Source organism: Pedobacter sp. HMWF019 (assembly GCF_003061025.1).
Lineage (GTDB): Bacteria > Bacteroidota > Bacteroidia > Sphingobacteriales > Sphingobacteriaceae > Pedobacter.
In genome coordinates this window covers 1-13883 of sequence record NZ_QAIL01000325.1, presented here as the reverse complement: position 1 = coordinate 13883, position 13883 = coordinate 1, and the positions used below count along the sequence as shown (strand labels likewise).

The 13883-nt window shown below is 41.9% G+C and carries 8 protein-coding genes; 4 read left to right on the top strand and 4 right to left on the bottom strand.

Annotated features, from left to right (window positions below; translation table 11 throughout):
* Positions 1-138 precede the first annotated feature (138 nt).
* A complete protein-coding gene (locus tag DBR11_RS18365) occupies positions 139-960 on the top strand; it encodes a carbon-nitrogen hydrolase family protein (RefSeq protein WP_108554092.1) in 822 nt (273 codons plus the stop codon).
* Positions 961-1067: 107 nt separating this feature from the next.
* Here DBR11_RS18365 and DBR11_RS18360 read toward each other — a convergent pair whose 3' ends face one another.
* Positions 1068-2381, bottom strand: a complete 1314-nt coding sequence (locus DBR11_RS18360; protein ID WP_108554091.1) for a hypothetical protein — start codon at positions 2379-2381, stop codon at positions 1068-1070.
* A gap of 127 nt (positions 2382-2508) precedes the next feature.
* Between DBR11_RS18360 and DBR11_RS18355 the strand changes: the two genes are divergently transcribed.
* Genes DBR11_RS18355 through DBR11_RS18345 form a run of 3 tightly spaced genes read left to right on the top strand, consistent with a single transcriptional unit; the run spans position 2509 to position 9740 of the window.
* A complete protein-coding gene (locus tag DBR11_RS18355; RefSeq protein WP_108554090.1) occupies positions 2509-5571 on the top strand; it encodes a TonB-dependent receptor in 3063 nt (1020 codons plus the stop codon).
* 30 nt (positions 5572-5601) lie between these two features.
* Positions 5602-7299 (top strand): RagB/SusD family nutrient uptake outer membrane protein, encoded by a 1698-nt coding sequence (locus DBR11_RS18350; RefSeq protein ID WP_108554089.1) that lies wholly within the window; start codon positions 5602-5604, stop codon positions 7297-7299.
* Positions 7300-7343: 44 nt separating this feature from the next.
* A complete protein-coding gene (locus tag DBR11_RS18345; RefSeq protein WP_108554088.1) occupies positions 7344-9740 on the top strand; it encodes a hypothetical protein in 2397 nt (798 codons plus the stop codon).
* 73 nt (positions 9741-9813) lie between these two features.
* Here the strand turns inward: DBR11_RS18345 and hepC are convergent, their stop codons facing one another.
* From hepC to DBR11_RS18330, 3 genes are read right to left on the bottom strand one after another with little or no spacing between them, the layout of a single operon-like run.
* The gene (gene hepC, locus DBR11_RS18340) at positions 9814-11787 is read right to left on the bottom strand and encodes a heparin-sulfate lyase HepC (RefSeq protein WP_108554087.1); all 1974 of its coding nucleotides are present in this window, start codon (positions 11785-11787) and stop codon (positions 9814-9816) included.
* Between the two features lie 11 nt (positions 11788-11798).
* On the bottom strand, positions 11799-12683 hold the full coding sequence (locus tag DBR11_RS18335) for a heparin lyase I family protein (RefSeq protein WP_233260814.1): 885 nt from the start codon (positions 12681-12683) through the stop codon (positions 11799-11801).
* Positions 12684-12696: 13 nt separating this feature from the next.
* A complete protein-coding gene (locus DBR11_RS18330; protein ID WP_108554093.1) occupies positions 12697-13878 on the bottom strand; it encodes a glycoside hydrolase family 88 protein in 1182 nt (393 codons plus the stop codon).
* Between the last annotated feature and the right edge of the window lie 5 nt (positions 13879-13883).

Below are 13883 nucleotides of genomic sequence, written 5' to 3'. Positions count from 1 at the left end.
AAGTTCTGTAAAGAAGGGGTTCTTCTTTAAACTTTATTGAAATATAGGGAAGGGGTTGATGGTGGGTGTTGATTTTTGAATTTTAGATAAAAATTTAGTCCTTTATACCTTAAATTGAAATCTGTAAATCAATATGATATGAAAGTTGCATTAGCCTCACCCCCAATCCCCAGATCCTTAAAGGAAGGTCTATTCAATTTGGAATATTTGGTTAAAGCAGCCTCCGATCTCCATGCCGAAATCATTTGTTTTCCAGAGTCGTATTTGCCTGGGTATCCAGGAATGGGATACGCATTGCCAGACCGAAGTCCTGAATCTTTGAAAAGTGCCTTGGATGAGGTATGTGAAATCGCCCGGAAATACTCCATAGCAGTTATTGTACCGATGGACTGGCATGGCTCATCAGGTTTGCAAAACCTGGCTTTTGTCATATCGCCTGACGGTGAAATTCTTGGACAGCAGACAAAAAATCAACTCGATCCATCGGAGGACGACTTTTGGATTCCAGGTACCGAGCGGCAAATATTTGAGGTAAATGGAGTAAAGTTTGGGATTACTATTTGTCATGAAGGTTTTAGATATCCGGAGTCAGTGCGATGGGCAGCGCAGAACGGCGCGTCGATTGTGTTTCATCCACACTTTACTGAAAATAGGGAAAATGGAAAAATGCTTACTGAATGGGGTAGTATAGATAATCCATACTATGAAAAAGCGATGATGATGCGGTCCATTGAAAATACAATCTATTTTGCGAGTGTAAACTATGCATCGGAGTACATGGAATCAGCAACATCGATTATTAATACAGATGGAACGCTTAATGTTTATCAGGAGTACAGAAAGAGCGGGGTAATTGTAGCAGAGATCGATATGAACAAGGCTACAGGACTACTTGCTAAACGATTTAATAATCAATTGTATGATAAGTCAAAAAATTGCTCTATGGTCACTGGGATATGAGCCTTACCAAAGGTTTTTTTGGAAAGTTTAATAATAATGCCGGATATGGTTTGGATATGAATGCACTTTCCTGCGCGCTGAGCTATGGATTTTGAAGATGGTGTCTATTAGAATTTTTCGTTCGTTTTCAGGTCTGACAATTGGAAGTTGTCAAAACGACCTATTCCTGAAAACGATATTTTGACGCCCATGATCTTACCAATAGACTTTTTGTAATGTGTTGTAAGTACCTTTTTCGAGCCAACAAATAAACTGATCTGTTGATGTTCAACCTGGAATTTTACCTCTCCTCCATTGCTCAGATCATGACCAAGTTCTCTTAGATCATTCTTTTTGCCTTCCTTGTAGTTTTCTGAAAATTTGTAAGATGTCCATGCTGCGCATTCCAGTTTCATGATGTCAAAGGAATGGTAATCGGTTTCACCAAACACGGTAACATCCACTTGAGAGCATCTCACGCCAGCTCTGTCTTTAGATGTTGTCAGGTGCGCAGAAAGCTGAAAATTATCTCCGCTGATGTTTGTAGGTTTAATATTGGTAAATGCGATAAAAAAAGTCTTTTTGTTATCCAGACCTGCATTAATAATATCTTTCTCCAATATCCTGGGGATTTCTCCGATTGCAGATCCTGTATTTGAAATTGGGTATACCCGTGTCGTATCGTATTGCATGGAACCTGTAACGCTCCAGCCCCTTGTTTGAAGATAGACATAACCGGTATCAATTACTTTATTTTTATAGTACAGCTGTGGATAATACCTTCCAGGAACTTCGTAATAATGGTTAACCAGGCTATCCCTGAAATTAGATCTCTTTAGCTTCCCGTCGCCGAAATCAATTTCGAAATTGGATAAGGAATCGGGTAATTCGCCTTTTACATTTAATTTAAACAGGGCGGAGTGCGGGGTTTGGCCTTCAGGATTTAAGCTGTATAAATGTACATTTTCAGCAGACCGTTCAGTAGAAGGGAGAAATTTTAAAAAGACAATGACAGCCAGCACAATACAAACCAAAAGTATAGACAGCAGGACTGTTTTTTTGATTGACCTGCCTTTGTTTATGCCTGGAGCAACACTTACAACAGGATCGGGTTTTGATAAATTTGACCCATCTGTTATCGGATTTTTTAATTCAAACTCATACCAGTCTCTACAACCTATATACTGTGCCAGCGCGTCCCGGGTTGCTTTTTGCGGATAATAACGGGTCGAAGTTTTAGACTTTCCAAATATTCTTTTTAAGGTGCTTTCACTTAGATGGACTTTAGTTTTTCTCGACAGTAAGGCACTCAATTTAACATAATCGCTATTGGTCCATTCTGCAATTGGTTTTTCTGTAACCTGTTCTGCTATTTTTTGGCAGCAAATATCCAGTTGTTTAAAGAATATTGAATTTTCAACCTGTTCAGAATGTTTCTCCATTTGTTTGTAATGGTCTGTTTGCTAGTAGTTTGAGTTGTTTAAAATATTGACCAGGGTTTTGAATAGGGCATTGTAAGCCTACTCCGTTGTCCTGTGTCTAAATTTAGATAAACCAAACCAAATATAAATGAAAAGAAAATTACTTCTTATTGCCATGTTGCTGGGGCTCCAGTACGTGGCGCTGGCGCAAACCAGAAATGTATCAGGCAAAGTTGTCGATGCAGGTACAAAAACACCAATCCGGGGTGTGAGTATTCTTGTTCCAGGAACTAAAATAGGGACAACGACTAATGACAATGGAGAATTTAACTTTAGTGTTCCGCAGGAAACCAAAAACGTAAGGGTTACATTTATCGGCTATCAGGAACAATTGGTAGAGCTTACAGGTAAACTATTACAAATTGCACTCACCGATGCAAGCCAGAACTTACGGGATGTGGTGGTTGTAGGATACGGTACCCAAAAGAAAAAAGATTTAACAGGAGCCATTTCTACGATAAGCTCTGAAGATATTGTAGGCCGGGCAACTGTACAAGTCTCAGAAGCTCTGCAAGGGGCAATTCCAGGGGTTTCCGTTACCCGTAGCAGTGCAGCACCAGGCGCCGGAGCCACTGTTCAGATCAGGGGAGTTACTTCACTAAATACCAATTCGCCATTGGTGGTGGTAGATGGTATCCCGGTAAGCAGTATGGATTTGGTTAATCCAAATGATATACAAACACTCACGGTGTTGAAAGATGCTGCTTCAGCGGCCATTTACGGTTCGAGAGGTGCTGCCGGTGTAATTTTGATTACCACAAAAAGAGGTATAGAAGGGAAATCCAGTCTGGAGTATAATTTCGAATATGCCTTGCAAAAACCGACCGCATTGCCTAGATACGCAGATGCACCAACTTACATGCGGTTATTTAATGAGCAGGCGGTTAATGATGGGGCGGCAACCGGGCCCTATGCCAATGACTATATTGTTAATTTCGAAGCCAACATGGCTGCCAATCCAGATAAATTTCCCTTTGCAAATACGAACTGGCAGGATTTGATTATGTCTCATCAGTATGCTCCGCGTCAACAGCATGATCTGGTTTTTACTGCAGGTTCAAAAAGTATAAAAACGAAAGCATCATTAGGTTATCAGAAGGTAGGGGCTTTTTATGATAATTTTAGCTATGAACGCTATCAGTTTAGGGTGAATAATGATATAGAAATCACTTCGAAGCTCAGTGCCAATATAGATCTTGGCTTAAGACGCGTAAATGCATTATCTCCGGTAGACAACCCCTTTAGCGGGCAGACACCTATATATGAAGCTCGTTTGATGCCTCCTGTGTATGCTGCCACCTATACAAACGGTGCATATGCCATTGCGAAGGATGGACGTAACCCTTTAGCCCAATTACAACAAGGTGGAACGAAAACAGCCAACTCCAATCAATTGCAAGGCCGGCTGGCATTAAACTACAAGCCCATTAAAGATTTAACATTAACAGCACTTGTGGCGCCAACTTTTGATTTTGATAAGAGCAAAGCTTTTTCTAAAAAAATTACCTATACCAATCCCGATGGTACACCAAGTTCGGCAAGCAATACGCCCTTGACCACGCTGAAAGAAACCCGTACGGAAACCTATAATCTAAATGGCCAGTTTTTAGCCAATTACAACAAAACTTTTGCAGATAAGCATCACTTTACTGCAACAGCGGGTTTTGAAAGTATCTATTTTTCAAATGAAAACCTGGGTGCATCCAGAGACGGATTTTCATTGACCGATTTTCCTTATTTAAATCAAGGATCTCAGCTGCTGAGAGACAACTCGGGAAGTGCCAGCGAGGAAAGTCTGCATTCAATTTTTGGCCGGTTAACCTACGATTACATGAACAGGTATTATGTACAGGTAAATCTGCGCCATGACCAATCCTCGCGTTTTGGTAAAGCCTATCGCGGGGCTACTTTTCCCTCTTTTTCTGCAGGATGGGCAATCTCAGAAGAAAGTTTTATGAAGGACGTCCATTGGATAAATTATTTGAAGCTTAGGGGATCTTATGGGTCCGTTGGTAACCAAAGGATCACCAATGCAGATGGAAGTCAAAGTTACTATCCTTATCAGGCTACGATAGATCCTTCCACGGCCTTATTTTACCAAAATGGATCTTTAGTGCCACTCAGTGGCGGCGCCCAGGTAACTTATGCAGTAAAGAATATTTCCTGGGAAACTACCCGCTCTAGTGATATTGGTATTGATGCGGCATTTTTAAACAACAGGCTAAGCGTAACTGGAGATTACTTTCAGAAAAAAACAGATGATATTTTATTACCTCTAGACATTCCGTTAATTATCGGTTTTGAAAGGCCTCAACAGAATGCGGGCACTTTGGATGTGAAAGGTTGGGAGATTGCTGTAAACTGGAAAGATAAAATTAATGAATTCAGCTATGGTATAGGTGTTAACCTGTCAGATGCCAGAACCAAGATCCTGGATATGAAAGGTACCAGGCAGGAAATAGACGGGCAGCAAGTCAATATGGAGGGTAGCCAGTTTAAAGAATGGTATGGCTATTTGTCAAATGGAATTTATCAAACTGCTGCCGACGCTGCGGGTACACCAAGAACAAGTTCGGCAGTAACTGCAGGAGACATCAGGTATGTTGATATCGATCATAATGGTATCATTAATGCCAATGACAGGGTTCTTTTAGGTGGCTCCCTTCCCCGCTATCAATATGGTGGAAACGTGAATCTGGGCTATAAAGGTTTTGATTGCAATTTTAGCTTTCAAGGGGTAGGCAAGCGTTTAAGCCGCTTAAACAATGATATTGTTCGGCCATTTCAAGAACAATTCGGCAATTTTCCGGCATTGCTGGAGGGTAATTTTTACAGCAAAACAAATACCACTGAACAAAATCAGTCAGCAAAATATCCAAGGCTATCCAACACCTCAAGTGGAAACAATTATGCAACATCAGATTTTTGGCTTATTGACGGGTCTTATTTCCGGCTAAAAAATGTGACACTGGGTTATACCCTTAAGAAGGATGTTTTAAGCAAAATAGGGATCAGCTCACTTAGGGTTTATTTGGCAGCCAACGACCTTTTTACCAGCAGTAAATTTCCTAAATATTCAGATCCTGAATCAGGAAATGCCGCATACCCAATTGTAACCACTTTTCTGGCCGGGGTAAACCTGAGGTTTTAACAGATTAATAGAACATTAAATTATAAACAGATGAAACATATTATAATAGCCCTGTGGATGTTGATGATCGTTGCCGCATCCTGTAAAAAGCTGGATCTTAATGTCCTTGATTCGCCTTCAACCGAAAGTTTTTATACCAACCAGGTTCAGCTGGAACTTGCCATAAATGATTTGTACAGACTGGTATTCTGGAGCCCGGTAAAGGAGACGACTGGCTCCTGGGAAGAGTTTTTTTCTGATAACTGTTATTATCGGGGCGGGGGTGGATCTAATCCGGTCATTGCGGGATCTTTAAATTCGTCTGATGCCAACGTAGCCACTTTCTGGACAGACAGTTATAAGGCAATTGCACGGGTAAATGCATTTTTAGAAAACAAGGATAAGGCCGCAGCAAACACCCCCGCTGCAGTTATCACCCGTTTAGAAGCTGAAGCCCGGCTGATCAGGGCCTTTCAGTACGCTAAATTGATTTCCCATTTTGGTGATGTACCCCTGATTACTAAAACTTTACCCCTTTCCGAAGCAAATCAGGTGAGCAAAACGACCAAAGCTGATATTTATACTTTTGTGAAGGCTGAATTTGATTTCGCAGCTTCGAACTTACCGCAAAGCTATGGTACAGGGGTAAAAAGATTAACAAAGGGTGCTGCACTGGCCTTCAAGGCAAGAACTGCTTTGTATATGAACGATTGGGCAACGGCTAAAGAAGCTTCCTTAGCTGTTATGCAATTAACAGGTGCAGGCTCGTATACTTTGAATGCTTCTTACGCATCTCTTTTTCAAAAAGCGGGAGAATTAAGTACCGAGATTATTTTCAGTATTCCGCGTGACCAGACGCAAAAAGTTTCTGGTGTACCAGATGATATGCTGACCCGAAATGCAGGTGGATTTGGGGCAACAATGCCGACCAGAGAGTTGGTGGATGCTTTTGAGTGCATAGATGGAAAACCGATCAACGAATCTTCTTTATATAATCCTTTAAATCCCTTTGCCAATCGGGATCCACGTTTGGCAGCAACCGTAGTGCCTTTCAATACGTATTGGCTGGGCTATAATTATACGCCTCATCCAGACTCCACGCAGGTATGGAGTTCGAAGCTGGGTAGAAAGGTAACCAATAATGATACGCGTTCTGTGGCACCATTTGCCAGTTTCACCGGTTTTGTATTCAAGAAAGGAATAGAGCAGAGCTGGTCTGATATGCATGTTGAAGACAATGATGCTATTATTATCCGCTACGCAGAAATACTGATCACCTATGCCGAAGCAAAAATAGAATTAGGAGAAGCTGATGCCATGGTTTTGGATGCTGTAAACCGGATTAGAGCCAGAGCATATGGCGTAACAGTGGATCAAACCACATCCTATCCAGCGGTTACCACCTTGAATACTGCTGATCTGAAAAAGATAGTAAGAAGGGAACGCAGGGTAGAGTTTGCTTTTGAGGGCTTACGTTATATGGACCTGATCCGGTGGAAACTGGCAGAGAAAGCATTGACCAGGCCAATCATCGGTCTGCCTGATCCGGTTAATCAGAACCGGGCAAAGTTTCCTTTCCCAGGCGTAACGCCAATTGATGCAGATGGTATCGCCGATTATTCCGGATTTGGCAGTGATGTCAAAATATTGTTCAACAGGGCTTTTGATAAAACGAAACAGTACCTATGGCCCATTCCTGTGCAGGAGGTGCGCTTAAACCCTAAGTTAACACAGAACCCGAATTACTAATATGTAATGGCCGGAAGTTTTTTTCGGCCATTTAAACTACACACATGAAAAGAAACCCGATATTAAAATTTAGCGTTTTATTAAGTGCTGCCATTTTTACAACTCATTTGGCTTATGCTCAAACAAAACCCTTGCAAATTAGTGGTGTTTATCCGCATTTGGCAACATTTAACGAAAGCTGGGATAAGCAAAACTGGCTAAAAAAGGATGTAACTAAAAGTTATGGTGATGGGGGGGAAAATGGTATTGGTGCCATTACACCCTGGGCTGGTAAACTTTGGATGGTGACCTACTCGCCTCATATGCCCAAAGGGAGTTCTGATAAGCTTTATAGCATTGATGACCAGCTTCATGTTACCATTCACCCTGAAAGCATAGGTGGTACACCTGCAAACCGGATGATCCATAAAGAATCTAAGCAGTTAATTACCAGTAATTATTTTATAGATGAGCAGGGTAAAATAAGGGTAATTCCGTTTTCTGTAATGCCGGGCAGGATGACAGCCACTGCGCGTCATTTGACTGATCCGGCCAATATGGTCTATTTTTACGATATGGAAGGCAAGGTGTATGAAGTAAACGTACATACGCTGGCTGTGAAGAAGCTTTTCGAGAAACCGGTGCCTGGATGGCATGGTAAGGGTGCCTATACGGCGCAAAATCTTCTGGTGGTGGCCAATAACGGTGAGGATGCGGTTTTTAAAATCACCAAAGATATTTTAAAAGTTGGCGATGTACCTCATAACACGGAAGAAAAGGGTGTTTTAGCAAGCTGGGATGGGAATACCTGGAAAATTATTGAACGGAAACAGTTTACTGATGTTACTGGTCCGGGAGGTATTTATGGTTCACCTGATGATAAAAGCCCGCTTTGGAGCATTGGCTGGGACAGGCGTTCGGTAATGTTGAAATTATTAGATGCTGGTCAATGGTATTCTTACCGTTTGCCAAAAGCGGCGCATACCTATGATCATTGGGGTGGATGGTATACAGAGTGGCCACGGATCAGAGAGGTGGGTAATGGTAAAATGTTAATGGATATGCATGCCATGATGTATGATTTTCCAAAAACTTTCTCCAGGGCTAACAGCGGTGGCATTAAACCAATAAACAGCCATTTACGCTATATACCCGATTTTTGTAATTGGAACAACCAGCTGGTCATCGCTACGGATGAGACTACTGTTTTGGAAAATCCTATGGCTGGAAGGGCTCAATCCAATCTCTGGTTTGGCCAATGGAATGATTTGACGACATGGGGAGGCGCCACTGGCTGGGGAGGTCCCTGGGATAAGGATGATGTAAAAGCAGGTGTGCCATCGGACCCGTTTTTGGTGAATGGCTTTGATCAAAAAATACTGCACCTTGCACAAACATCCGATAAACCGGTTTCGTTTACCATTCAAATAGACAAAACAGGTCATAATCAATGGGAAGACTATAAAACCATCAGTGTACCCGCCAATGGCTACCAGTATTTGATCTTTCCGGATCAATTTTTGGCTACATGGGTGCGTTTTAAGACCGATGCTGATTGTAATGCAACTGCCTTTTTTCACTTTACAGGGAAAATGCAGGAAAGGCAAGATTCAATGTTTAGTACACTTGCTGCAATTCAGGACAAAAGTGGGTTCAATGCCAGTTTAATACGCCCTGCTAATTTTAATAAGAATCTGCAGGTGTTCAATATCAACAGTAAAAAATATAGCGAAGTTGACCAGAAGCTGGCCACAATCACAAATACTGTGGATAGCACTTCACAAATGATGCGTTTGTTGAGTTTTAAAAAGAGTTATACCATGGATGATGCTTCGGTCATTATAAAAGATAATACAGGGACATTTCGCTTGCCTAAAACCTCAGAGGTGTATGAAACGTTCCAGTACAGGGATAAACGTGAGGTAGAGTCAGAGCGGTTTATGCTCAATATTCAGGGCACTTTTTACGAAGTTGGTCGCGAAGCTGGCTTTCTGGCCATGCGTCCCATTACTACACATCACAAAAAAATAATTGATTTTTGTACATGGCGCGGATTGCTGGTGCTTAGTGGTACCCGTAAAAATGCCAAACCAGACGGCCATTACTTTGGTAATGCAGATAATGGTTTATGGTACGGAGGGATTGATGATATGTGGAAAATGGGCAAGCCTGCCGGCCAGGGTGGTGTCTGGAAAAATGTCAGTGTAAAAGCAAAGGATCCGTCACTTCCCTATTTAATGACGGGCTACGATCAGAAAAGGGTAGCGATCACCACAGATAAGGATGCCAGTATTACGCTGGAAGTTGATTTCGATTTAGCGGGTTTTCATACCTATAAAACCTTTTTTGTTAAAGCCGGACAAACCCTTAATTACGAGTTTCCTAAAGGGTTTAGTGCCCACTGGGTAAGGGCAGTTTCAGATCAGGACTGTAAAGCCACGGTTTGGTTTACTTACCAGTAAATAAACGTAGAAAAGAAAACAGGGGCAGTTTGTATATGGACTGCCCCTGTTATGGCATTGGCTGGTATGAAGTTTACTGCAAAGTTGTGTGTACAGTGCTGCTTACCCCATTAATAGTTAAAGTTATGTTTAGTGCTCCGGTAGCATAGTTATTTCCAGCATTTTCTTTAATACTTATTTGCGGTGCTTTATTGCCTGTGTAAGGATAAACCACACTTATAAACTGCTGTGTTTTATCGTTGTTTTTCTGTTTTTCGAATACAAGAGCAGGTCTTTTGAGTTCTTTTTGGTAGGCATAGGATACCTTTCCATCTTCTTCAAGAAGGGTAACTTTGTCTGTGTTTAAGGATTGAATCAACAGGTTATTTCCATCTGCATAAGTGGTGTACACTTTCTGGCCACTTTGATCAAATACAGGTTTACTGTCTTCTTTCAGTTGAAAATGAATGCCCAGGTTTCCGGTGGCTTTGCCAATGGCTTTATCCAGGATTAAAAAATATTTTTGATCAATGAACAGCACACTGCGCTGGTGGTTCAAGTCGGTGTAACTTGGGTTGGTATAGGTCAGTATATCGAGGTTTTTACTGGTTTCCCATTTGTTGAGTTGTGCTTTGGTGATCACCATGTTCTCATTGTTGAGTGTAAGTGTACTGTGTACTCTGGTTTGCCTGTACCAGTTTCTCATTTTTGTGATTTCGGCATCTCCGCTGTATACAAAACATCCGGCATCTGGTGTAAAATTACGCCCGTTTACCCACAGTTCGAAAGTGCCGTTATCTGGCTGCGCATGAAACTCTCCCGGAGGGCTGGCTTTTAAGATCATGATGGTTGCTTTATCCGTCCATCCGTTTCTAAAAGTATAAAAGCCGGCGGTGGTCAGTCCTTTGGATAAAAAGTCAGGTGTTTTCCCTTCTTTTCCATCGGTAGCAAAATACCTGATGGCATCGTTGTTAGGAAAGGCGCTTAACCAGGATTGGAATTGCTGCATTCTAAATCTTTTTTCGGCCAGCCACGAGTCGCCAAACATGGGCTGATTATAGTTGGGAAAAGTAATACTGATAAAGGCCATGACCATTTTTTCTACCGTTTGTTTATAGCTTGCAGGAAACTCATTTTCTACCTGTGCTTTTTGCGCTGTCCTGTAGGCTTTTAAAAAGATGTCGATAGAGCTGGCATGATAAACAGGCGATAGCTCAAATTGTACGCCATCCGGATAGACTTGCTTCTTTATTTCTGCATTTAATACTTCTATGCCACTTTTACGCCATGCAGCAGCATTTTTAAATTCCGGGAAAGAAGCCCCTGCAAATAATTCTCTCTGAGCTTCAAAGAGGCGATGGTTACCCTCCGTAGCATAATGCGTAGGGATATATTGTGCCTGTTCGTGGTAACTATTTAAGAAAAACATCAGAAATTGAGGTGTTACCTCAGATGAATTTACAAAAATAGAAAAGGTGGGTACCAGGCTTTGCAACCTATCCGATACTTCCAGTGGCCTCCATGCAAACCGGTCGTTGTCTGCTGAAAGGCCGAAAGGGTTTTTCTTTGTCCAGTCTGCAAATTGAAGCATCCACTCTTTTGTGTATTTCTCATTTTTGGTGCTGCGATAGGCCAATGCCAGCGATTGCCACCATTTTACCCGGTGCAGTTGCCAGCGTACCTCATTGTCTTTTACAGGCCATAGTTGCCAGTTGATGTCTTTGCCATAGTCAAAAAATCCATAACCTTTCTGTGGTTGAAATTTGTGAAGCAGAGCGCTGTCTGCAGCAGCTCTGTTGGATGGATCGAGCGGACTGTTCAGATCAACGGTTTTTTCTGCATTGCTGAAGTCAGGCGCTTTCTGGTTGTCTTTTTTGCGGTAATAATTCAGCAGTTCTTGTGCGGCTTCGTTGTATTTGGATGCCGTAAAGGCATTTTTTGCCTTTTCTAATCCGGGATAGTTGAGGTTGATAGAGACAAAACTTTCTTTCGTAATTGGATGTTCCTGAGCCAGCACTTTAGAAAGGGATAAGATGGCCAGTAAAAGACCTATGATTGTTCTTTTCATCTATTTTGCATTTATTGTAAGGGAAGTTTGATAATCCTGATGTTGTCATGGTAAGCAATGCGTGTAAGACCCTCCTGAGTTCCATACACCCCCCATTTGATGTATCCCAGGTTTCCGATGCTCACGTTTCCGGCAAAAGTGCGATAGTTTGTCTTTTCGTCTACCAGCACATAATTGCTTTGCCCTGGCAGTTTCATATAGGTTCTCATATATCCGGTAGGACCGTCGGCCCATAAAACATCAACCCTAAAATCGAGCCATTGGTTTACGTAAGGCCGCAAATCAGGTATAATATCTTTTATAGAGGAGGACCCTTCATAGCGCAAGCGCATGGCGTTTCTTGCTGTGCGGAACTGTAATGGAACACCGGAACCACTGGTTGAATTACCGGATACTTTTAGCTGAAAAACATTGGTTTCATAGGTCGGCCCGGAAATCCAGGGTGTCCAGTCTTTCAACAGGACACTAAACTCGTACCGGCGTTCATCTCCGGGAAAAAACCGGGCGGAGGGAATGGATACAGCATCGCTCTCGCTTCTAAAGGATCCATCCGAAAAATAAGTAGAGTCGCCATAAACAATTTTATGAGCAATAGCATAATTACTGCCATTTCCGGCAGGATTAACTAGGTAAGCGGCGTCGGCTGCGGTGGCATGGGTGGCCGTTACGCCTGTGATACCCGAGCTGAAGGTGCCATTTTCGTAGTTTACATTCAAGATGGTATCGCCGTTATTAAAGGTTAAATTTTGAACATTAGTCAATCCTTTTTTGGTTAAATTAGAACTTGGTGACTGTTTTTGGTTCGCTAATACATTTTCTTCTTTGCTGCATGCGGTTGTTAAAAATAACAAGGCAAAGGTCACATACTTTTGCAAATTAATTGGTGTTTTCTTCATGGCGTTTTTTAGGTTAGTGATTTATTTTTTTAATCTCTGCATATCTTTTTAAAGCTTCCAGGTAATAATAATCAGCATAATCCAGTGGCGTATCTATTTCAGAATTGTATAAAAATGCGCCTACACTGTGTTTCAAAAGAAAATAATGGTTTTCTCCTGGTTTGGCCAAATAAGCATCTGAAGAAAGCGATTTTAAAATCTGCTCTGCATAATCAACATATTTTTCTCCGTTTTTGACCTGCTTGCTTAAATCAAGCAAAGCGGAGGCGATAACTGCTGCTGCAGAGGCGTCCCTTGGGGCACGTTCTTCAGTATCCAATGCATTGTGCACATCGTAATCCCACACCGGTATTTTATCTTTTGGCGTACGCGGGTGGTTCATAATAAATGAGGCAATATGCTCGGCTTGTGCTAAAAATTTAGGGTCTTTACTGTTTTCATAGCACATAGTATAACCATATAAGCCCCAGGCCTGGCCGCGTGCCCAGGCCGATTCATCTGTTAAACCCTGGTGTGTGGCTTTACGCAATACCTTACCGGTTGCGGGATCGTAATCTACCACATGGTAAGAGCTATAGTCTTTTCTATAGTGATTTTTCATGGTTGTTGTGGCATGGGTATTGGCTGCTATAGCGTAATTTGGGTTTTTAAATTCTTTAGCTCCCCAATATAAATATTCCAGGTTCATCATATTATCGATAATAACCGGATAGTGCCACCAGGAGAAATCCCATGATTTAATGACACCAATTTTTGGGTTAAAACGGTTGTAAAGGTGTTTGGCTCCGTCGGCAAGAACAGGTAAATACGTTTTATCTCCTGTTATACGATAGGCATTGCCATAAGAACAGTAGAGCATAAAGCCCATGTCATGTGTATTGGTGATGTTACGCACAGAATCGAGCGCCAATGTGAATTTTTTAGCTTCTTCGGCCAGATGTTTATCTCCTGTAAGTTCATATCCATACCACAAACTGCCTGGAAAAAAACCTGTGGTCCAGTCGGTTAATCCGGCAGTTCTTACGGTTCCGTTCGGATTAACCGAGCGCGGGTTTTGACCAGGTTGATAGGTTTGTGCAGCTTTATTCAACTGAAATGCAATGACCTCAGTTGTTTTTTTGAACCAATTTAATGGCGGGGCATCTTGTGTTGGCGCAGCACAGCAGTTTAAAGCAATGGTGACTGCTACCACCACTAAGC